This is a genomic window from Arthrobacter sp. Y3224055 (assembly GCF_059090825.1).
In genome coordinates this window covers 81,343-102,713 of record NZ_JBNHGB010000005.1, presented here as the reverse complement: position 1 = coordinate 102,713, position 21,371 = coordinate 81,343, and the positions used below count along the sequence as shown (strand labels likewise).

The 21,371-nt window shown below is 69.3% G+C and carries 20 protein-coding genes; 16 read left to right on the top strand and 4 right to left on the bottom strand.

All coding sequences use genetic code 11. The features are described from left to right. The first annotated feature begins 5 nt into the window (after positions 1-5). The 6 genes from AC5RTY_RS12920 to AC5RTY_RS12895 are packed head-to-tail and all read left to right on the top strand — an operon-like array spanning position 6 to position 6,106. Positions 6-2,069: an acetyl/propionyl/methylcrotonyl-CoA carboxylase subunit alpha gene (locus tag AC5RTY_RS12920; protein WP_494139632.1), complete on the top strand. Its 2,064-nt coding sequence runs from the start codon at positions 6-8 to the stop codon at positions 2,067-2,069. A gap of 2 nt (positions 2,070-2,071) precedes the next feature. Then, complete coding sequence (locus AC5RTY_RS12915; RefSeq protein WP_494102188.1) at positions 2,072-3,235, top strand: acyl-CoA dehydrogenase family protein; 1,164 nt, start codon at positions 2,072-2,074, stop codon at positions 3,233-3,235. Between the two features lie 25 nt (positions 3,236-3,260). After that, the gene (locus AC5RTY_RS12910; RefSeq protein WP_494026380.1) at positions 3,261-4,037 is read left to right on the top strand and encodes a CoA transferase subunit A; all 777 of its coding nucleotides are present in this window, start codon (positions 3,261-3,263) and stop codon (positions 4,035-4,037) included. 10 nt (positions 4,038-4,047) lie between these two features. Further along, positions 4,048-4,701 (top strand): CoA transferase subunit B, encoded by a 654-nt coding sequence (locus AC5RTY_RS12905; protein WP_494026379.1) that lies wholly within the window; start codon positions 4,048-4,050, stop codon positions 4,699-4,701. Continuing rightward, positions 4,698-5,291: a MaoC family dehydratase gene (locus AC5RTY_RS12900; protein ID WP_494002446.1), complete on the top strand. Its 594-nt coding sequence runs from the start codon at positions 4,698-4,700 to the stop codon at positions 5,289-5,291. Before AC5RTY_RS12905 ends, AC5RTY_RS12900 begins: the two co-directional genes overlap by 4 nt. Next, entirely contained in the window at positions 5,288-6,106 is an 819-nt protein-coding gene (locus tag AC5RTY_RS12895; RefSeq protein WP_494026378.1) for an HpcH/HpaI aldolase/citrate lyase family protein, read from the top strand. Before AC5RTY_RS12900 ends, AC5RTY_RS12895 begins: the two co-directional genes overlap by 4 nt. Before the next feature lie 56 nt (positions 6,107-6,162). Here AC5RTY_RS12895 and AC5RTY_RS12890 read toward each other — a convergent pair whose 3' ends face one another. Further along, positions 6,163-7,014, bottom strand: a complete 852-nt coding sequence (locus AC5RTY_RS12890; protein WP_494026377.1) for a response regulator — start codon at positions 7,012-7,014, stop codon at positions 6,163-6,165. Next, on the bottom strand, positions 7,011-8,606 hold the full coding sequence (locus AC5RTY_RS12885; RefSeq protein ID WP_494002443.1) for an ATP-binding protein: 1,596 nt from the start codon (positions 8,604-8,606) through the stop codon (positions 7,011-7,013). The genes AC5RTY_RS12890 and AC5RTY_RS12885 overlap by 4 nt, the downstream gene beginning before the upstream one ends. 195 nt (positions 8,607-8,801) lie before the next feature. On the opposite strand from AC5RTY_RS12885, the gene AC5RTY_RS12880 reads away from it, so the two are divergent. The 10 genes from AC5RTY_RS12880 to AC5RTY_RS12835 all read left to right on the top strand — a co-directional run bounded on the left by AC5RTY_RS12880 (position 8,802) and on the right by AC5RTY_RS12835 (position 19,758). After that, entirely contained in the window at positions 8,802-9,809 is a 1,008-nt protein-coding gene (locus AC5RTY_RS12880; protein WP_494023794.1) for a Bug family tripartite tricarboxylate transporter substrate binding protein, read from the top strand. 2 nt (positions 9,810-9,811) lie between these two features. Next, positions 9,812-10,351, top strand: coding sequence for a tripartite tricarboxylate transporter TctB family protein (locus AC5RTY_RS12875; RefSeq protein ID WP_494002441.1), 540 nt, complete (start codon positions 9,812-9,814; stop codon positions 10,349-10,351). Further along, positions 10,344-11,894 (top strand): tripartite tricarboxylate transporter permease, encoded by a 1,551-nt coding sequence (locus tag AC5RTY_RS12870; RefSeq protein WP_494002440.1) that lies wholly within the window; start codon positions 10,344-10,346, stop codon positions 11,892-11,894. The genes AC5RTY_RS12875 and AC5RTY_RS12870 overlap by 8 nt, the downstream gene beginning before the upstream one ends. After that, the gene (locus AC5RTY_RS12865) at positions 11,891-12,286 is read left to right on the top strand and encodes a universal stress protein (protein ID WP_494023796.1); all 396 of its coding nucleotides are present in this window, start codon (positions 11,891-11,893) and stop codon (positions 12,284-12,286) included. Before AC5RTY_RS12870 ends, AC5RTY_RS12865 begins: the two co-directional genes overlap by 4 nt. A gap of 349 nt (positions 12,287-12,635) precedes the next feature. Then, positions 12,636-13,850, top strand: a complete 1,215-nt coding sequence (gene dxr, locus AC5RTY_RS12860; protein WP_494023797.1) for a 1-deoxy-D-xylulose-5-phosphate reductoisomerase — start codon at positions 12,636-12,638, stop codon at positions 13,848-13,850. Then, the gene (locus AC5RTY_RS12855) at positions 13,847-15,259 is read left to right on the top strand and encodes a M50 family metallopeptidase (protein ID WP_494074796.1); all 1,413 of its coding nucleotides are present in this window, start codon (positions 13,847-13,849) and stop codon (positions 15,257-15,259) included. Before dxr ends, AC5RTY_RS12855 begins: the two co-directional genes overlap by 4 nt. A gap of 170 nt (positions 15,260-15,429) precedes the next feature. After that, complete coding sequence (locus AC5RTY_RS12850) at positions 15,430-17,202, top strand: hypothetical protein (protein ID WP_494139631.1); 1,773 nt, start codon at positions 15,430-15,432, stop codon at positions 17,200-17,202. 129 nt (positions 17,203-17,331) lie between these two features. Beyond that, positions 17,332-17,622, top strand: a complete 291-nt coding sequence (locus AC5RTY_RS12845; RefSeq protein WP_494014196.1) for a YciI family protein — start codon at positions 17,332-17,334, stop codon at positions 17,620-17,622. 92 nt (positions 17,623-17,714) lie between these two features. After that, the gene (gene ispG / locus AC5RTY_RS12840; RefSeq protein WP_494002538.1) at positions 17,715-18,881 is read left to right on the top strand and encodes a flavodoxin-dependent (E)-4-hydroxy-3-methylbut-2-enyl-diphosphate synthase; all 1,167 of its coding nucleotides are present in this window, start codon (positions 17,715-17,717) and stop codon (positions 18,879-18,881) included. A 28-nt stretch (positions 18,882-18,909) separates the two neighbouring features. Then, positions 18,910-19,758 (top strand): GNAT family N-acetyltransferase, encoded by an 849-nt coding sequence (locus tag AC5RTY_RS12835; RefSeq protein WP_494026373.1) that lies wholly within the window; start codon positions 18,910-18,912, stop codon positions 19,756-19,758. Between the two features lie 37 nt (positions 19,759-19,795). Here the strand turns inward: AC5RTY_RS12835 and AC5RTY_RS12830 are convergent, their stop codons facing one another. Both AC5RTY_RS12830 and AC5RTY_RS12825 read right to left on the bottom strand, forming a co-directional pair. Continuing rightward, positions 19,796-20,551 carry an ABC transporter permease gene (locus tag AC5RTY_RS12830; protein ID WP_494026372.1) on the bottom strand — a complete coding sequence of 252 codons (756 nt, stop codon included), beginning with the start codon at positions 20,549-20,551 and terminating at the stop codon, positions 19,796-19,798. Next, positions 20,548-21,288 carry an ABC transporter ATP-binding protein gene (locus AC5RTY_RS12825; RefSeq protein WP_494109958.1) on the bottom strand — a complete coding sequence of 247 codons (741 nt, stop codon included), beginning with the start codon at positions 21,286-21,288 and terminating at the stop codon, positions 20,548-20,550. The genes AC5RTY_RS12830 and AC5RTY_RS12825 overlap by 4 nt, the downstream gene beginning before the upstream one ends. Between the last annotated feature and the right edge of the window lie 83 nt (positions 21,289-21,371).

The following is a 21,371-nucleotide window of genomic DNA, read 5'->3' as shown; positions in this document are numbered from 1 at the left end:
CCAGAGTGTTTGAAACCGTCCTGGTTGCCAACCGCGGCGAAATCGCCTGCCGGGTCATCCGCACGCTGCGCGCCATGGGCATCCGGGCCGCGGCCGTCTATTCGGATGCCGACGCCGGGGCCCGCCACGTGCGCGAGGCCGACATCGCGGTGCGGATCGGGCCCGCCCCGGCCACCGAGAGCTACCTGCGTATCGACGCGGTGATCGAAGCCTGCAAGGCCACGGGCGCCGAGGCCGTCCACCCCGGCTACGGCTTCCTCAGCGAGAACGTGGCGTTCGCCCAGGCGCTGGAGGCGGCCGGCATCGTGTTCATCGGACCCAATGTCGGGGCGATCGGGATCATGGGGGACAAGATCCGCTCCAAGAACCACGTGGCATCGCATGGGGTCCCGGTCATTCCCGGGATCGCGGAACCGGGGCTGGACGACGACGGGCTGGTCCGGGCCGCCGAAGAGGTCGGCTACCCGCTGTTGATCAAGCCGTCGGCCGGCGGCGGCGGCAAGGGGATGATGGCCGTGCAGCGGCCCGGGGAACTGCGCGCCGCGCTCGCCGCCGGGCGCCGGGTGGCCGCCTCCGCCTTCGGCGACGACACGCTCTTCCTCGAGCGGCTGATCGCCCGGCCGCGGCACATCGAGGTTCAGGTGCTGTGCGACCGGCACGGCAACGCGATCCACCTGGGGGAGCGCGAATGCTCGCTGCAGCGCCGGCACCAGAAAGTCATCGAGGAGGCCCCGTCGTCGCTGCTCGACGCCGCCACCCGCGGCAGGATCGGCGAGGCCGCCTGCAACGCCGCCCGCTCGGTGGACTACACCGGGGCCGGAACGGTGGAGTTCCTGGTCTCCGACGACGCCCCCGACGAGTTTTTCTTCATGGAGATGAACACCCGGCTGCAGGTGGAACACCCGGTCACCGAGCTGGTGACCGGCCTGGACCTGGTGGAGTGGCAGGTGCGCATCGCCGCCGGTGAGGTGCTCACGCTGGCCCAGTCCGACGTCGTGCTCACGGGACACGCGGTGGAGGCGCGCGTCTACGCGGAGGATCCCTCGCAGCAGTTCCTGCCCTCGGCGGGCACGGTGCTGGCCCTGGAGGAAGCCGCCGGGGAGGGCATCCGGGTGGACAGTTCGCTGCTGCCCGGGCTGGTCATCCCCTCCGACTACGACCCGCTGCTGTCCAAGGTGGTCGCCTGGGGCGAAGACCGGCAGCAGGCCCTGGCACGGCTGGACGGTGCGCTCGCCGACACCATGGTGCTGGGCATCCATACCAACATCGAGCACCTCCGCAGCCTGCTGGCCGACGAGGACGTGCGGGCCGGTCGGCTGGACACCACGCTGATCGACCGGAAGATCGAACACCAGCAGTTCCGCCGGCCCGGTGACGCCGAACTGTGCGTGGCTGCCGTGGACTGGCTGCTCCGGCAACGGGACGCGCGGATCCACGCATGTGCCGCCGGCGGCGCGGGGTCCGCCTGGCGGAGCGAGGGCTGGCGGTTGAGCGGGCCGCGCCCGGGCACGGTCAGCTTCGACCTTGGCGGCGGAGAACACCGCGAGGTCACGGTGGCCTGGACGGGGGACGCGGCCGCCGGCTCGCCCGCCGGTGCCCTGGTGACGGCCGGCGGCGGCAGCTACGCCGTCGTGCTGGACCGGGCCGGGCAGGCGGCGGAGGTCGACGGACTCCGCCGGCCGCTGCGCCACGCGTTCGGCGCAGACGGCACGATCTGGCTGGGCGACGCCGGCTGGTCGGCCCGGGTGACCGTCCGCGGCCGGGAGCGCCGGCTCGCCGATGCCCTGGCGGGGGTCCGCCAAGCCGAGGGGGAGGCATCACCCGAGGTGCGCTCGCCGATGCCCGGGACGGTGACGTCGGTGGCGGTGGCCAACGGTGAGCGGGTGGTGGCCGGCCAGCCGCTGTTGACGGTGGAAGCGATGAAGATGGAACACCAGCTGAGCGCCGCAATCGCCGGCGAGGCCAGCATCAACCTCAAACCCGGCGACCTGGTCAAGGCCGGCCAGATCGTCGCCGTCGTGCGGGCAGCGGATCTTGTCCCCGAAGAACCTGAACAGAAAGGGGCATGACCATGCCTGACTTTTCACTGAGCGAGGACTACCAGGACCTGGTGGAGACCGTGCGGGAATTTGCCCGCGAGGTGGTGGCCCCGGTGTCCGCCAAGCACGACGAGGAGCACAGCTTCCCGTACAAATTGGTGGCACAGATGGGCGAAATGGGACTGTTCGGCCTCCCGTTCCCCGAGGAGTACGGCGGCATGGGCGGCGATTACTTTGCGCTCGCCCTGGCGCTGGAAGAACTCGGTGCGGTGGACCAATCGGTGGCGATCACCCTGGAGGCCGGGGTCTCGCTGGGGGCCATGCCCATCTACCGCTTCGGCAGCGAGGACCAGAAACAACAGTGGCTGCCCATGCTGGCCAGCGGCGAGGCGCTCGCCGGCTTCGGCCTGACCGAACCCGAAGCGGGCTCCGACGCGGGCGGCACGAAGACCCGGGCCGAGCTCGTGGACGGGCAGTGGGTGGTCAACGGGCACAAGGAATTCATCACGAATTCCGGCACCGACATCTCCCGGCTGGTCACCGTCACGGCGGTCACCGGCACCTCGGAGCGCGACGACGGCTCGCTGAAGAAGGAGATTTCCACCATCCTGGTTCCCACGGACACGCCGGGCTTCACCGCCGAGAAGGCGTACAACAAGGTGGGCTGGAACGCCTCCGACACGCATCCGCTCACCCTGGACAACGTCCGGGTCCCGGAGGAGAACCTGCTGGGCCGCCGCGGCCGGGGGTATGCGAACTTCCTGCAAATCCTGGACGAGGGCCGGATCGCCATCGCCGCGCTGGCCACGGGCGCGGCGCAGGGCTGCGTGGACGAGGCGGTGCGCTACGCCAAGGAGCGCCAGGCCTTCGGCACCAGCATCGGCTCCTTCCAGGCCATCCAGTTCAAGATCGCCCGGATGCAGGCCCGCGCGCACACGGCGCGGCTGGCGTATTACGACGCCGCCGCCCGGATGCTCGCCGGCCAACACTTCAAAACCCAGTCCGCGATTGCCAAGATGGTGGCAGGCGAAGCCGCCATGGACAACGCCCGCGATGCCACGCAGATTTTCGGCGGCTTCGGCTTCATCAACGAATTCCGGGTGGCGCGCCACTACCGTGACTCGAAAATCCTGGAGGTCGGGGAAGGGACCACCGAAGTACAGCTGATGCTCATCGCCCGCGAACTGGGGCTTTGACGGACCGCAGGCAGAGGAGGACGCAGTGATCGACAAGGTAGTAGCTTCCGCCGCGGAGGCCGTGGCGGACATTCCCGACGGCGCCTCGCTGGCCGTGGGCGGCTTCGGCCTGTGCGGCATTCCGGTGGCGCTGATCCAGGCCCTGCACGACGCCGGCACCACCGATCTGGAAACCATCAGCAACAACTGCGGCGTGGACGACTGGGGACTGGGCGTGCTGCTGGCCGACGGGCGGATCCGGCGCACCATCAGCTCCTACGTGGGCGAGAACAAGGAGTTCGCCCGGCAGTTCCTGGCCGGCGAGCTGGAAGTGGAGCTGACCCCGCAGGGGACGCTGGCGGAGAAGCTGCGCGCCGGCGGGGCCGGGATACCCGCGTTCTATACGGCTGCCGGTGTCGGCACCCAGGTCAGTGAGGGCGGGCTGCCGCGCAAATACGACGCCGACGGCGGGGTCGCCAAGGCGTCGGAACCGAAGGAGGTCCGCAGCTTCGGCGGGGCCGAGTACGTGCTGGAGGAGTCCCTGCGGCCCGACTTCGGCCTGGTGCACGCCTGGAAGGGCGACCGGCTGGGCAATCTGGTGTTCCACGTGACCGCCATGAATTTCAATCCGCTGTGCGCCATGGCCGGCAAGATCACGATCGCCGAGGTCGAGGAACTCGTGGAACCGGGCGAACTGGACCCCCAGCAGATCCACACCCCCGGCATCTTCGTCCAGCGGGTGGTGGTGGCGCCGGAGGTGGAAAAGCGGATCGAAAAACGCACGGTGCGGCTGGCCGGCCAAGACACCGCGACCGGGAAGTAAGGAGCACGCCATGGCGCTGACGCGCAACGAATTGGCCGCCCGGGTGGCCCGGGAACTGGAAAACGGGCAGTACGTGAACCTGGGCATCGGCATGCCCACCCTCGTCCCCAACTACATCCCCGACGGCGTGGAAGTCATCCTGCATTCGGAGAACGGGATCCTCGGCGTCGGCCCCTATCCGACCGAGGACAACATCGACCCGGACCTGATCAACGCGGGAAAGGAGACCGTGACGCTCAACCGGGGAGCGGCGATCTTCGACTCTTCCGCTTCCTTCGGCATGGTCCGCGGCGGGCACGTCGACGTCGCCGTTCTCGGCGCCATGCAGGTGTCCCGGACCGGGGACCTGGCCAACTGGATGATCCCCGGCAAGATGGTCAAGGGCATGGGCGGTGCCATGGACCTGGTCTTCGGCGCCAAACGGCTGATCGTCATGATGGAACACGTGGACAGGGACGGGAATCCCAAGATTTTGACCGAATGCACACTGCCGCTGACCGGCAGGGGCTGCGTGGACACCATCATCACCGACCTGGCGGTCATCGACGTCGGGGAGCAGGGACTGGTGCTGCGCGAGACGGCCCCCGGCGTCGACATGCGGGACGTCGTGGCGGCCACCGGAGCCGAGCTCCGGGTCGACCAGTACCAGGCGGGTGCCCGGTGAACACCGACGCCGGGGCAGCGGCGACGCCGTCGGAAGCGGCCGGGGCGCAGAAAGTGATCATCCAGCGCGGGCTCTACTTCGAGGAGATCGAGGCAGACGTCATCTACGCGCACCGGCCGGGCCGGACGGTCACCGAGGCGGACAATGTTTTCTTCACCACCGCCACCATGAACAACCAGGCCCTGCACCTCGACGCGGCGTGGGCGGCGGAGCAGCCGTTCGGCCAGCGGCTGATGAATTCCATGTTCACCCTCGCCACCGTGGTGGGCCAGTCGGTCGGCCAGCTCACCCAGTCCACGATCGTGGCTCAGCTGGGCATGACCGACGTGACGTTCCCGCACCCGCTCTACCACGGGGACACCCTGTACACGGAGACGGTGGTCACCGACAAGCGGCTGTCCCGGTCCCGGCCGGGGACCGGGGTGGTGACCATGCACCATACCGGCCGGAACCAACACGGGGATGTGGTCGCCACGGTGACGCGCAGCTGCCTGATGTGGACCAAGGATGGCCACGCGGACGCCATCGCGGGCTCGGAAACGGCCGACGCCGAACTGTGGGACGGCCGGCCCGGGGACGGAAGCCGATGACCGGCTTCGGCATGGGACCGGCCATCCTGTTTTGTCCGGCTGACCGCCCGGACCGGTACGGCAAGGCGGCCGCACGCGCCGACGCGGTGATCCTGGACCTGGAGGACGCCGTTGCTCCGGCCGACCGTGCGGCGGCCCGGGCAGCCATCATCGACAACCCGCTGGACCCCGAACGGACGATCGTCCGGGTCAACGCGGCCGGCACCGCCGACCACGCACCGGACCTGGATGCCGTCCGCCGGTCCGGCTACCGCACCATCATGCTGGCCAAGGCGGAGGACGCGGCGGCGGCCGGCGGACTGGGGGAGTACTCGGTGGTGGCCCTGTGCGAGACGGCCCTCGGCGTGCTGCGCGCCGCGGAACTGGCACGCTGCGCGAACGTCACCGCGCTGATGTGGGGAGCCGAGGACCTGGTCGCCTCACTGGGCGGCAGCTCCAGCCGGTTCGCGTCCGGAACCTATCGGGACGTGGCCCGGCAGGCGCGTTCGCAGGTCCTGCTCGCCGCCGGCGCCTACGGCAAGGCCGCCATCGACTCGGTCTACCTCGACATAGCGGACCTCGGCGGGCTCGCCGCCGAGGCTGAGGACGCCGTCGCCTCGGGGTTCGCGGCCAAGGCCATCATCCACCCCAGCCAGGCCGACGTGGTGCGGGCCGCTTATCGCCCGGGCGAGGAAGAAACCGACCATGCGGCCGCGCTGCTGGCCGCCGCCGCCACCGAATCCGGGGCCTTCCGGTTCCGCGGCCAAATGGTCGACGGGCCGGTCCTCAAGCACGCCGAGCAGATCCTGCGGCGGGCCGGGCAAACCCCGTCCTAACGTCTGGTCGGGACGCAGGCCCCGTCCTGACTTGTGAGCGGGACCGGAACACAGTCCTAGCGGCCTATCGGGACGTAAAACTTCTCCGGCCGGCCGGCTGCCCCGTACCGCGGGGTGATCCGTGCCTCGCCGCGCGACACCAGGTACTCCAGGTAGCGCCGCGCGCTGACCCGGGCCAGGCCCAGCCGCCCGGCGACCTCGGACGCAGAGGAGGCCGCGCCGGCCGCATGCAGGTCGGCGATCACCGCCTCCAGGGTGGGCAGGGACAGGCCCTTGGGCAGCGGAACCGCGGCCCCGGAGCCGGACAGCGCGACGGCGGAAAGCGCGGCGCGGCCGGCATCGCTTCCGGAGGCGGCGGCAGCGCGCGGCAACAGCCGGGGTGCGCCCGAGGCGCCGCGGGGCGCCGGGCCTTCGGCCGTTCCGTCCGCGTCCCGCCGGGCGGACTCCCTGCCGGCCTCGAGCTGCGGCGCGAGCAGCCGGTCGATGCCGTCCTGGTCCAGCACGGCGGAGTCGTCGCTGCCGCTGATGTGCCGGCGGTGTTCCACATAGGCGTCCAGCCGCTCCATCAGCACCCGCGCGTTGAACGGCTTGACGAGGTAGTGGAGCACGCCGCCGGCCATCGCGGCCCGCACCGTGTCCAGTTCGCGTGCCGCAGTTATCGCGATCACGTCGACAGGTTCGCCGGGAAGGTTCCGGACCGCGCGCAGCACTTCGATGCCGCTCATGTCCGGCAGGTGGATGTCCAGCAGCACCAGTTCGGGGCGTAGCGCCGCGACCATGGCCAGGCCCTCGGCCCCGGTGTATGCGGTACCCACGGCGTCGAAGGCGCCGTGGGCCAGCAGGAAGCCGGTATGCACGCCGGCAACTTCTTTGTCGTCGTCGATGACGACCGTGCGGATCTGGCTCATGGGACCGGAATTTCGTGCGCGCGGGCGTTGGGCGGGGTGGGCGAGAACGTGACCGTGAACTCGGCGCCGCCGGAGGCCGACGCCGCCACGCGGGCGCTGCCTCCGCGCCGCGCGGCGACGCGGCTGACCAGCGCGAGGCCGAACCCCCGGCTGCCCGGCAGCGCGGCCTCCTTGCCCGAGACGCCGGGCTCGAAGATGCGGTGGTATTCCTCCGCCGGGATGCCGGGGCCGTCGTCGGCGACCGTGATGGTGCAGCCGGCCGGGCCGCTGGCGATGGCGACGGTGATGGTTCCCTGCATCCCCACGGCTTCGATGGCGTTGTCGATCAGGTTCCCGAGCACCGTGACCGCATCGGTGGTGCCGTCCGGGGCGAGCTCGGATGCCGGATCGATGAGCAGCCTGATGTCCTTTTCGTCGCAGATGGTGGTCTTGGCCATCAGCAGGCTGGCCGCGTCCGGGTCCGTGATGCCCGGGGCCAGTTCGCCCGCCACCACCGACCCGCCGTGGCCGGAGCGCGAGATGAAGTCCACCGCCTGCTGCGCGCGGCCCAGTTCCAGCAGGCCGGAGATCACATGCATCTTGTTGGAAAATTCGTGTGCCTGGGCACGCAGGGCCTGAGTGACATCCCGTGCGCCGTCCAAATCCTGCAGCAGCTGGTGCAGTTCGGTGCGGTCACGCAGGATGAGGACGCTGCCCACGCGGCGCGAGTCCACGGTGGCCGCATTGGCCCGGGCCAGCAGCACCCGTTCGCCGGCGAGGACCGTTTCGTCGGCGCCGCCGGTGGCCGCGAGCATTGCTGCCAGCTCCGGTTCCAGGATGGTGGTGGCTGGCTGGCCCAAAGCGGCATCGGAGACCTCCAGGAGGCGTTTCGCCTCATCGTTGAGCAAGGCGATGCGCCCGCGGTCGTCGACGGCGACCACGCCCTCGCCGATGCCGTGCAGCATCGCGTCGCGCGTTTCGAGCAGGGCGGCGATCTCCTCCGGCTCGAGCTGATAGATCCGCCGCCACACCAGCCGCGAGATGTAGATCGCGCCAGCCGATCCGACCAGTGCCGCCGCGATGAGCCAGGCCAGCAGAACGGGCAAGTCGTCGTTGAGGTCATCGCGCAGCGTTGATTCCAAGGTGCCGACCGACGCCGTGCCGATCACGGTTCCGCCCGACCGGTCATAGACGGGCACCTTCACCCGCCACGACTCGCCCAGCGTGCCGGTCTGCCTGCCCACGAACGTCTCGCCGGACAACGGGATCGACGGGTCCGTGGAAACCATCTGCCCGATCAATGCCGGGTTCGGGTGTGAGTAGCGGATCCCGCGGTCGTCCGTGACCACCACATAGGTCACGCCCGTGGACTGCGCGATGAGCTCGGCGATCGGCTGGATGGTCTCGCTGGGGTCTTCGTCGTCGAAGGCGTCCACAATGGACGGCAGTTGCGCCACCGAGCGTGCCACGCCGATCATCCGTCCCTCGTAGGCGTCGCGGATCTGCTGCTCCTGCATCGAAATGGCGACCGAGCCGGCCACCAGCACGACGGCGAGCAGGATGGACAGCTGCAGCACAAACAGCTGGGTCCGCAGCGACAGGGATTGGAACACACCACCATTTTCTCATGCTGTTAGCTGCGCCACTTTGCAGCCGCCATCTGGTGCCTCGGCGCGGGGCGCGGTTGTGACCACAATGACCAATACGGCCACAATGACCGCATTCTTCCCGCGCGCCGGGCCGGCCCCTACGCTGGGGCGCACGGCATGGTGATGCCCATCACGCCGGTTGGAGGAGGAAGAACCTACATGAAGCTCGACCGTACGATGAGACGCCGTTCGGCCCTGGTGGCCGCCGCGGCAGCATCCGCCCTGGTCCTGGCAGCCTGCGGCTCCACTGGTGGCGGCGGGGGCGGTGCCGAAGAAGCCGGCATCGACAAGTTGAACATCATTGTCCCGGCAGACCCGGGCGGCGGCTGGGACCAGACCGGCCGCGCCATTCAGAAGGATCTGCAGGAAAACGACCTGGTTTCCAGCGCCTCGGTGGTCAACATCGGCGGCGCCGGCGGCACCAACGGGCTGGCGAAGCTGGCCACCGAACAGAACCCGGACACCCTGATGGTGATGGGGTACGTCATGGTCGGGGCCGTGGAAACCAACAAGTCGAAGAACCGGATCGAAGACACCACGCCGATCGCCCGGCTCACCGAAGAGCCGCTCGTCGTCGTCGTTCCCGCCGACTCGCCGTACCAGACGATCGACGACCTGATCGCCGACGTCAAGGCCAAGGGCAAGGGCGTCTCCATCACCGGCGGCTCCGCCGGCGGCGCCGACCACATCCTGGCCGGCCTCATGCTGAAGGAAGCCGGAATCGGCGCCGACAGCCTGAACTACATCCCGTACTCCGGTGGCGGGGAATCGCTGGCGGCGCTGCTGGGCAACAAGGTCTCGGCCGGCATCTCCGGCGTGGGGGAGTACGCGGAGCAGGTCAAGGCCGGCAAGCTGCGCGCCCTGGCGGTCTCCGGCCCGGAGGCGGCGCCGCAGTTGCCCGAGGTCAAGCCGCTGAAGGAGCAGGGCATGGACGTGGTGCTCACCAACTGGCGCGGCGTCGTGGCTCCCGGGTCTATCGACGATGCCCAGGCGGAGAAGCTCACGGCACTGATGACCGAGCTGCACGACACCGATGCGTGGAAGGAAACCCTGTCCACCAACAACTGGGGCGACGCGTTCCTGGCCGGCGAAGAATTTGAGAGCTTCCTGACGGAGGACATCAAGACAGTCACCGCGACCCTGACGGATATCGGTCTCGTGAAGTAACCATGGCCTCTTCCACTACTGGAGCGGTCCGGGGCGGCACTGCCGCCCCGGGCAAGCCGCTCGGAGAAATAATCTTCGCGGCCGTGATCCTGAGCATCGGGATCGTCGGGTTCGTGGCCGGGGCGGGGATCGAAACGCCCGACGCGGCCAGCGACATCGGGCCCCGGGCGCTGCCGTACATCGTCTCCGGCCTGCTGGTGGCCGTCGGTGCCGGCCTGATCGTGCAGTTGCTGCGCGGCGTCACCGGCGAGGCCGAAGAGGGCGAAGACATCGATCCGGATGTCAAGACGGACTGGCTGACCGTCGCCAAGATGGCGGGCGCCGTCGTCGTTCATATTTTCCTGATCGTGCCGCTGGGCTGGCCGGTTGCCGCGGCCGTGCTGTTCGTCGGCGCGGCGTGGGCGCTCGGCGCCAAGCCGCTGTGGCGTGCGGCCGTGGTCGGGGTAGTCATGGCGCTGCTGCTGCAGTTCGCGTTCGCCGGGCTCCTCGGCGTCTCGCTGCCTGCCGGCGTGCTCGAAGGGGTGCCGTTCCTGAATGGATAACTTCTACGCCCTCCTCGAGGGCTTCTCCGTGGCGATGCAGCCGATCTACCTGCTGTACGCCCTGGGCGGCGTCCTGGTCGGAACGGCGGTGGGGGTGCTGCCGGGTATCGGCCCGGCGATGACCGTTGCCCTGCTGATGCCGATCACCTACAGCCTCGAGCCGACGGCGGCGATCATCGTTTTCGCCGGCATTTACTACGGCGGCATGTACGGCGGCTCGACCACGTCGATCCTGCTGAACACGCCCGGTGAATCCGCCTCCATCGTCACCGCGCTCGAGGGCAACCGGATGGCGAAAGCCGGCCGCGGTGCCGCGGCGCTGGCGACGGCGGCAATCGGTTCCTTCATCGCCGGCACGGTGGCCACGGTGCTGCTGAGTTTCGTGGCGCCCTATGTGGCTGCGTTCGCCGTGCAAATCGGTCCGGTGGAGTACGTTGCCCTGATGGTCGTGGCGTTCCTGACCGTCGGCGCGCTGCTGGGCGCCTCGGTGCTGCGCGGCCTGGCCTCGCTGGGGCTGGGACTGTTCATGGCGTTCATGGGCGTGGACCTGATGACCGGCCAGCAGCGCTACACCTTCGGCAGCCCCTTCCTGGCGGACGGGATCGACGTGGTGCTGGTGGCCGTGGGGCTGTTCGCGCTGGGCGAGGCGCTGTACGTGGCGTCCCGGCTGCGGCACGGGCCCGTCAAGGTCATCCCGGTGACCGGCGGCTGGACGTCGTGGATGAAGAAGGAGGACTGGCGGCGGTCCTGGAAGCCGTGGCTGCGCGGGACCTTCATCGGCTTCCCGATCGGCACCATGCCGGCCGGCGGCGCCGACGTGGCCACCTTCCTGTCCTATGCGTCCGAGAAGAAACTGGCCAGGGGCGCGCGCAAGAAGCAATTCGGGCGCGGCGCCATCGAAGGCGTGGCCGGGCCGGAGTCGGCCAACAACGCGGCCGCGGCCGGCGTGCTGGTCCCGCTGCTGACGCTGGGCATTCCGACGACGGCGACGGCGGCGATGATGCTGGTGGCTTTCCAGCGCTACAACATCCAGCCCGGGCCGCTGCTGTTCGAGGTCGAGGGCGCCCTGGTCTGGGCACTGATCGCCAGCCTCTACGTGGGCAACCTGATGCTGCTGGTCCTGAACCTGCCGCTGGTCGGCATCTGGGTGAAGATCCTGCAGATCCCGCGGCCGTACCTCTACGCCGGCATCCTGGTCTTCGCAGCCATGGGTGCGTTTTCGGTGAACTTCACCCCGGTCGACGTGTTCGTGCTGCTGGTGGTGGGCGTGCTGGGCTTCTTCATGCGCCGGTACGGCTACCCGATCGCCCCGCTCGTGGTGGGCATGATCCTGGGCCCGATCTTCGAGAGCCAGCTGCGGCGTTCGCTGGCCATCTCCCAGGGTGATCCGATGGCGTTGGTTTCCACTCCGATCTCGGCGGGCATCTACATCGCCCTGGTCGTCATCTTCGCGCTGTCCTTCTGGATGAAGAAGCGGCAGCGCGTGATGGAATCGGCGATGCTCGACGACGAGAACCCTCAAGGCAAGGAGGTCAGCGCATGACGACGATAGTGGTGGGGTATGTTCCCAACGCACTGGGCGACGCCGCACTGGCCGCCGCCATCGACGAGGCCGGCCGCCGTTCGGCGAAGCTGCTGGTGGTCAACACCACCCGGGCCGACCGGTTGGTGGACCCAACCTATGCGGACGCCGCCGACGTCACCCGGCTGGAATCGGTCCTGACGGGGGCCGGCGTTGATTTCAGCATCAGGCACGGCATTTCGGACGGGCTGGCCGCCGACGACGTGCTCGACGCCGCCGAAGAGTCCGGGGCGGACCTGATTGTCATCGGGGTGCGTAACCGCACGCCGGTAGGCAAGCTGGTGATGGGTTCCACGGCGCAAACCATCCTGCTGGGCGCCTCCTGCAACGTGCTGGCGGTCAAGCAGGGGTAGCCGGTGGCGGCGATGGCTCGCCGTAGTCGGCAACGCCGCGCTCGCCGGGGGGCGCCAAGGCGCTGACATCGACGCCGGTGCAAGGTTCCGCTGCCGGTGCAGGGCCCACAAACCCTGCACTGGCAGATTTTCCCTGCACCGGTGCCGTGTCCCGCACGACCGGTGGAGCAGCCCGCGCGGCCAGGAGTGTCGTCGGGATTACGCGCCGTAGAGGATGATCTGCACACCAGGTCAGGGGATGGCTTCGAGATCACCCCGTACAACCGGTGATCTCGAAGCCAAGGGGTAACTTGGACGCCCCACAGCTGGCGCTCGGCGGGCGGACCGCCCGTGCTGGATAATTGAGCGCATGGAGTTCCGAGATCCGCCCCGCGCCGCACCGCTTCCCGCCCGACGCAAGGTAGTGCTGCTGGGTTCCACGGGTTCGATCGGCACGCAGGGGATCGACGTCGTGGACGCGGCCCCGGAACGCTTCGAGGTCACGGCGCTCGCAGCCGGCGGCAACGTGGAACTGGCCGCCCGGCAGGCGGTCCACACCCGGGCCCAGGCGGTCGGAACCGCCGCCGGGACGGTGGATGAACTGGCCACGGCCATCAAGGCCGCCGCGGCGGACGCCGGCGTGTCCGGCTACTCGCCGGAGCTCTTTGCCGGCCCCGACGCCGCGGCGCGGATCGCCGCGTGGCCGGACGCCGACGTCGTGCTTAACGGCATTACCGGGTCCATCGGCCTGGCCCCCACGCTGGCCGCGCTCGGCGCGGGCCACTTGTTGGCGCTGGCCAACAAGGAGTCCCTCATTGCCGGTGGGTCCCTGGTCAAGCAGGCCGCGCGGCCCGGGCAGATCGTGCCGGTGGATTCGGAACACTCGGCGCTGGCCCAGGCGCTCCGGTCGGGCACGGCCGCCGAAGTGGACCGGCTGATCGTCACCGCATCCGGCGGGCCGTTCCGCGGCTACAGCAGGGCCGAGCTGCGCGACGTCACTCCGGCGCAGGCGCTGGCCCACCCCACCTGGGACATGGGCCGGATGGTCACCACCAACTCGGCGACGATGGTGAACAAGGCGCTGGAAGTCATCGAAGCCCACCTGCTCTTCGACGTCCCGCTGGAGCGGATCGACGTGGTGGTGCACCCGCAGTCGGTGGTGCACTCGATGGTGCAGTTCACCGACGGATCCACCATCGCGCAGGCGTCGCCGCCGGACATGCGCCTGCCGATCGCCCTCGGCATGGGCTGGCCGGAGCGGGTACCGGGCGCCGCGCAGCCGTGTGACTGGAGCCGTGCCACCAGCTGGACCTTCGAGCCCTTGGACGAGGAGGTCTTCGGCGCGGTGCGGCTGGCCAAGGAGGCGGCCGGCCGCGGCGGGACCTTCATGGCCGTCTACAACGCGGCCAACGAAGAAGCCGTGGACGCCTTCCACGACGGCCGGATCCGCTTCGACGAGATTGTGGAGACGGTGGCTGCCGTGGTGGATGCGCACGCGCCGTCCGACGAACTGACCGTGGCGGCAGTGCTGGCCGCAGAGGACTGGGCACGCTCGCGGGCCCACGAACGTTTGGCTATGTTGTGACCATTCTGCTTTTCATTCTCGGCGTCCTCTTCGTGGCCGTCGGCATCGCCGTGTCCATCGCCCTGCACGAGGTGGGCCACCTGCTGCCCGCCAAGCTGTTCAAGGTGCGGGTCACCCAGTACATGGTCGGCTTCGGCAAGACCCTCTTCTCCCGACGGCGCGGCGAGACCGAATACGGCGTGAAGGCCATCCCGCTCGGCGGCTACGTGTCGATGATCGGCATGTACCCGCCGGCCAAGGACAGCGCCCGGGGCGGCAAGGACGGCGGCAGGGTCATGGACGGCGGAGGCGACGGGGGCGGCCGCGGCGTCGGCGGCGGCGCGGTCCGCCGGTCCAGCACCGGCATGTTCCAGCAACTGGCCAACGACGCCCGGCAGGCCGAAGCCGAGCGGCTGCAGCCCGGCGACGAAAACCGGATGTTCTACAAACTGCCGGTCTGGAAACGGATCATCATCATGCTCGGCGGTCCGTTCGTGAACCTGGTCATCGGCACGGTGCTCATCGGCATCGTGCTGGTCGGCTTCGGCACCGCCCAGGCCACCACCACCATTGCCCAGGTCAATAAATGCGTGGTCCCGGCGTCCCAGGCCGCCGAAACCGGACAGACCGACTGCCTGCCCAGCGATCCCGAGGCTCCCGCCACCGCGGCGGGCATCCGGCCCGGGGACACCGTCACCGCCTTCGACGGCAGGCCGGTCACCGACTGGTACCAGTTGACCGAATGGATCCGGGCCGCGGCGGGGGAGCAGACGCCGATCACCCTCCAGCGCGACGGCCGGGAAATCACTACGACCATCACCCCGATCCTCACCGAACGCCCGGTATTCGACGACGCCGGGCAACCGCTGCTCGACGGCGACGGCGAGCCGGTGACGGAGCAGGCGGGCTTCGTGGGGATGGGCGCCACCACCGCGCTGGTACCGCAGCCGGCCGCCGACGTGCTCCCGGCCGTGGGGGAGAACCTGCAGGCGATCACCGGCGTGGTGCTCCATCTGCCGCAGCGACTGGCGGACGTGGCCGAGGCCGCCTTCAGCGATGCTCCGCGCGACCCGAACGGGCCGATGAGCGTGGTGGGCGTGGGCCGGATTGCCGGCGAGATCAGCGCGATGGACGAGATTCCCTTCGAGGCGCGGGCAGCCTCGCTGATCGGGTTGGTCGGTTCGGTCAACCTGGCGCTGTTCGTGTTCAACCTGATCCCGCTGCTGCCGCTCGACGGAGGGCACGTGGCCGGCGCGCTTTGGGAGGCCATCCGCCGCGGCTTCGCCAAGCTGTTCCGCCGCCCGGATCCGGGGCCGGTGGACATCGCCAAGCTGCTCCCGCTGACCTACGTGGTGGCCGTGGTGATGATGGGCATGGGCGCGCTGCTGATTTACGCAGACATCGTCAAACCGGTCAATATCTTCGGCTGATCCGGCATGGCGGCGCCCTGGCGAAACCGCCACCTCCCCTGATCCGGCACGACGGCGGTGCATGCCCGTGTGCGCGGCAGTCCCTTGTGCGCGGCGCGCCCGCCGTTGGTTGGAACCCTGCCGGTCCCCGTGGTTAGACTGGCCGGAACCGGCGAAGGGAGCCACGACCTGTGAGCACGGCACCGCGTACAGCCCGCACCGCAGCGCGCCTTCGGGGCACCGCCCGGGCGGCGTCGATGGGCCGCAGGCCCCGGTTCAGGGCCGGCGCCGCCGCCGTCCTGGCGGCCGCTGTTGTACTTGCCGGTTGCACCGCGCCGGGCGAGGCCCAGGATCCGCCATCATCGGCAGCGTCAACGGAGGCTGCCCCGGATCGCGTGCAGTTGAGGGCTGGTGCCGCCGATCCGCAGGTGCTTGCCGGCTCCGACGCCGAAGCATCGCTCGCCGCCAGCCAGGCGTTGTTTGACTCCAGTCCCGTGGCGTTCGTCGCGCCTCCCGGCGACGCCGAGGCCATAGCTGCCGCGGCTGCCGAATCGGTACCGATGGGTGTGCCGCTGCTGTTGGCGGGAGACGGGCTGGCCGAAGAACTGGAGCGCCTCGGCGTCCGCCAAGTCAAGGCTTTCGGCCGGCCGCCCGCCGAGCCGGAGGGCTCCCCGAGCGCCGCGCCGGAAGCCAACTCCGCGGCCGGGCCCTCTGATTCGACCACGGCCGGCTCCGCGGCCGGGCCCGCCGCCTCGGCCGCTGCCGGGCCCGCCGCCTCGGCCGCTGCCGGCTCCGCGGCCTTGAAGACCGCATCGACGGTGTCCGGCGCCGACCCGGATCAAGGCATCGAGGCGTGGGCCCCGCTGCTGGCGGACGCGGAAATCCTGCCCCCGGACGGGGACATGGAGGCGCCCGAGCGTGCGGAGGAGCCCGCAGCCGTCTCGGTGTTGACGGACAAGGACGGCGGGCGGGACTATCCCGCGACCCTTGCGGTCGTGGAGGCGGCAGGCGCCCGGGTCTTCCAGGACCCGCACGCAGACCCGCGGCACGGCAGCGAGACCATCGAATTCCTGCGCCAAGAACCCGAGAACCGCGTGCTCGCCGTCGGCGAAGAGTTCGGCAGCGGCGACACCTTCGCGCGCCGGACCACGGCAGCACTGACCGTGCCGGAACTGCCCGGCGGGGGCCAGATGGCCTTCCCGTCCCGGCGGATGGTGGCGCTGTACGGGCATCCCTCCGGGCCCGCCCTCGGCGCGCTCGGCGAGCAGGTTCCCAAGGCGTCGGTGAAGCGCGTGAAGAAACTCGCCAAGCAGTACCAACCGCACAGCAAGGAACCGGTGGTCCCGGCCTTCGAGATCATTGCCACGGTTGCCAGCGCCTCGGCCGGCAAGGACGGCGACTATTCGGAGGAGACGGATCCAAACGAGTTGCGCCCGTGGATTGATGCCGCCGGCGAGGCCGGGGTGTACGTGGTGCTGGATTTGCAGCCGGGCCGGTCGGACTTCCTCAGCCGGGCCAAGATGTACGAGGATCTGCTGAAGGAACCGCATGTGGGCCTGGCCCTGGACCCGGAATGGCGGCTGGGCAAGGGACAGCGTCACATGGAGCAAATCGGCTCGGTGTCCGCAGCGGAGATCAACCGGGTCAGCGACTGGCTGGCGAAACTCACCCGGAAGAACTCCCTGCCCCAGAAGGTGCTGATCCTGCACCAGTTTCAGTACCAGATGATTTCGGACCGCCAGGAGCTGGAAACCGGCCACGAAGAGCTGGCCCTGGTGCTGCACGCCGACGGCCACGGCGGGCCCGACCAGAAACTGGACACCTGGCGGGTCCTCCGGGAGGACCTGCCGAAGAACATCTGGATGGGCTGGAAGAACTTCTACGACGAAGACACCCCGACCTTCAGCCCGGAACGCACCTACACCGGCGTGAAGCCGGCTCCCTGGTTCGTTTCGTACCAATAGCCCCGCACCAACCACACGCGTCCTGCCAATAGCCCCGCGCCAACCACCGGCGTCACCAATAGCCCCGCCCCATCCACACTCGTCCTGCCAATAGCCCGCCCACATCCACCGGCGGGTAAGGTGAAGACCATGAGTGTCTTTGCCGTCGAATATGTCTACGCCGCCGATTCCGAGCCCGGCCGGGACGAATACCGTCCCGCCCACCGCGCCTGGCTGGGCGGCTTCCTGGACCGGGGCCGCCTGCTGGCCTCCGGCCCCTACGCCGACGGCACCGGCGCGCTGCTGATCTTCACCGCCGAGGACGAAGCCAGCCTGCTGGAGGAGCTGAAGCAGGATCCGTTCAACGTCAACAACTTCGTCTCCGGCCTGAAAGTCACCGACTGGAAGCCCGTCACCGGGGCGTTCGCCCACCACGCATGATCCTTCCCACTCCCGCTGCATGTGCCAACGCCCGGCGGGAAGGGGATAATGAAACCTGATCAGCAACTGCCTATCGGCACATGGAGGACGTTTTGACCTCGGTCAATCTTGGAATGCCAGCTTCACCACCGCCAGTCCTGGCGCCGCGCCGCAAGACCCGGCAGATCAAGGTCGGCTCCGTCGGGGTCGGGTCGGACTCGCCCATCAGCGTGCAGTCGATGACCACCACGCCCACCACGGATATCAACGCGACGCTGCAGCAGATTGCCGAGCTGACGGCCTCCGGTTGCGACATTGTCCGAGTGGCCTGCCCCAGCGCCGACGACGCCGAGGCCCTGCCGATCATCGCCAAGAAGTCACAGATTCCGGTGATCGCGGACATCCACTTCCAGCCCAAGTACGTCTTCGCCGCCATCGATGCAGGCTGCGCTGCCGTCCGCGTCAATCCGGGCAACATCCGCAAATTCGACGACCAGGTCAAGGAGATCGCCGAGGCCGCAAAGGCCGCCGGCACCTCCATCCGGATCGGCGTCAATGCCGGCTCCCTGGACCCGCGGCTGATGCAGAAGTACGGCAAGGCGACCCCGGAGGCGCTGGTCGAATCCGCCGTCTGGGAGGCGTCGCTGTTCGAAGAACACGACTTCCACGACTTCAAGATCTCGGTCAAGCACAACGACCCGGTGGTCATGGTCCGCGCCTACGAACTGCTGGCCGAACGCGGCGACTGGCCGCTGCACCTCGGTGTCACCGAGGCCGGTCCGGCCTTCCAGGGCACCATCAAGTCGGCCACCGCCTTCGGGGCGCTGCTCTCGAAGGGGATCGGGGACACTATCCGTGTGTCCCTGTCCGCCCCGCCCGTGGAAGAGATCAAGGTCGGCCTGCAGATCCTGCAGTCGCTCAACCTGCGGGAACGCAAACTGGAAATCGTTTCCTGTCCCTCCTGCGGGCGAGCCCAGGTGGACGTGTACAAGCTGGCCGACGAAGTCACCGCCGGGCTCGAAGGCATGGAGGTGCCGCTGCGCGTCGCCGTGATGGGCTGCGTCGTGAACGGACCGGGCGAAGCCCGCGAAGCCGACCTGGGTGTGGCCTCCGGCAACGGGAAGGGCCAGATCTTCGTGAAGGGCCAGGTCATCAAGACGGTCCCCGAAGACCAGATTGTGGAAACGCTGATCGAAGAAGCATTGAGGATTGCCGAGGAGATGGGTGACTCCGATGGCGAGAATGCTGTCAAGGGTAGCCCCGTGGTTAACGTCAGCTAGCCGTGACGCGGCGGGTGCGGCCGGGGCCGTGCCCGCCGATCAGCATGCCGGAATACGGCCGCTGGCGGATGCGGATACCGCGGACCTTTGGGCGCTGGTGCGCGCGGATCCGGTGGCCAACGTCTTCCTCGCTGCCCACCTGGAGACCGCCGGGACCGCCGGCCCCACCCCGTCCGGTGCCCACATCCTGGGAATGTACGACGACGGCGTCCTCACCGGGGCCTGCTGGGCGGGCGTGAACGTGGTCCCGTCCGGGCTGGATGCCGAACAGGGCGCCAGGCTGGGCGCCCACCTGGCCGCCGGCGGGCGGCGCATGTCCTCCATCTTCGGGCCGGCCGAGGGGGTGCTCGGCATCTGGTCTTCGTACCGGACCGCCCATCCGCGGGCCTTCGACGTCCGGCCCAACCAGCCCCTGATGGAGCTGCGCGGAACTCCCGCCGTGCCCGCGGACCCGCAGGTACGGTTCTCCACCGACGACGACTTTGAGGTGCTGGTGCCCGCCTGCGTCGCGATGTTCGAGGAGGAAGTCGGGTACTCGCCGCTGATCGGCGGCGGCCAGCACTACCGGCAGCGCGTGGCCACCCTGATCGGGAAGGGACACTCGCTGATCCGCCGGGACGGCCAGGGGCAGGTCGTCTTCAAGGCAGAACTGGGCAACGTGAGCGCCGACGCGGTGCAGATCCAGGGCGTCTGGGTGAACCCCGCCTACCGCGGCCGCGGGCTGGCAGCCGGCTGCATGGCCGCCGTCGTCGAGTTGTCCCGCAAGTACGCGCCGGTCGCCAGCCTCTACGTCAACGATTACAACCACCGGGCCATGGCCGCCTACGCCGCGGTCGGCTTCCGGCAGGTCGGCACCTTCGCCACCGTCTTGTTTTAGGCGGGGGAGGTGCCCGGAAGCATGCCGTGTCCACCCTTCACGCGCTCCGCCGGCGCAGCGTCAGTGACGCGAGCAGCAGTCCCACGATGACGCAGCCGGCCGCAACCGCCACGTCGAACCACAGGTCCCCGGTGGCTTCGGCGTGGGCCGCGATCTGCTGCAGCGCATCCACGGTGTAGGTCAACGGCATGGCGTTCGCTATGGTTTCCAGCCAGTCGGACAGCTGCTCCCTGGGCACAAACAGGCCGCAGAGCAGGATCTGCGGGACCACCACTACCGGCATGAACTGCACCGCTTGGAACTCCGTACGGGCGAAGGCCGAACAAAAGAGTCCCAGCGCCACTCCCAGAACCGCGTTGACGACGGCGACCATCACCACCAGCGCCCCGTTGCCTTCGATGTCGAGACCGAAAACCAGGTAGGCCACCGCCGTCGTCACCGTGGCCTGGAGGGCGGCCATCAGCCCGAACGCCAGGGCATAGCCGAAGAGGAGGTCGGCCTTGTTAATCGGCGTCGACAGGACGCGTTCCAGGGTGCCGGTGGTCCGTTCGCGGAGCATGGTGATGGAGGTGATCAGGAACATGACGACAAACGGGAAGATCGCCAGCATCATCGGGCCCACCCGATCGAAGGTGCGCGGCGCACCGGGCGGCAGCGCCTCATTGTCGAACAACAGGTAGACCACGCCGAGCAGGATGCCGGGAACCACGACGATCAGCGCGATGCTGCGCGGATCGTGGCGCAGCTGGGCCAGCACCCGCCGCGCGGTGGCCAGCGTCATCGATGCGTTCATGCCGCCGCCTCCCGGCTCCGGATCATGTGGAGGAAAGCCTTTTCCAGGTCCACCGTGCCGCCGCGCTCGGCCAGCTCCGCCGGCGTGAGCTGGGCCAGGAGGGAGCCGTCGCGCAGCAGCAACAGATCATCGCAGTGAGAGGCCTCTTCCATGACGTGGCTCGAAACCAGCAGGGTGGTGCCCGCCGCAGCAAGGGCCGCGAAATGATCCCAGAGCTCCACGCGCAGGACGGGATCGAGGCCGACGGTCGGTTCGTCGAGCACCAGCAGGTCGGGCCTGCCCACCAAAGCGCATGCCAGCGACACCCGGCTGGACTGGCCGCCGGAGAGGTCCGCGGTCTTGCGCCCCGCCACCCCGGCAAGTCCCACGGAATCCAGGGCTTCGTCCACGTCGGACGCGGACCGGCCGTGCAGCGCGGCGAAGTAGCGGACGTTTTCGCGGACCGAAAGATCGGGATACACGCTCGGGTCTTGGGTGACGTAGCCGATCCGGTGCCTGAGCTCGCGGTGTCCCGCGGGCAGTCCCAGGACGGTGACCGTCCCGCCGGCCGTCTTCTGCACCCCGACGATGGCCCGCATCAGCGTGGTCTTGCCGCTGCCCGAAGGCCCCAGCAGGCCGGTGATGGTTCCGGCGGAGATTTCGCAGCTGACGTCGGACAGGACGGGCTTACGGGCACGGACCACCGTGAGCCCTGCGACGGATACGGCCGGCGCCACGGGCGCCGCCGGGTGCGGCATCGTCTCCGCCTCCCTCATTTACTGGTTAGGTGACATCAACCTAGACCCGACGCAAGGGTGCGTCCAGACGCTCTGGCGGCCGC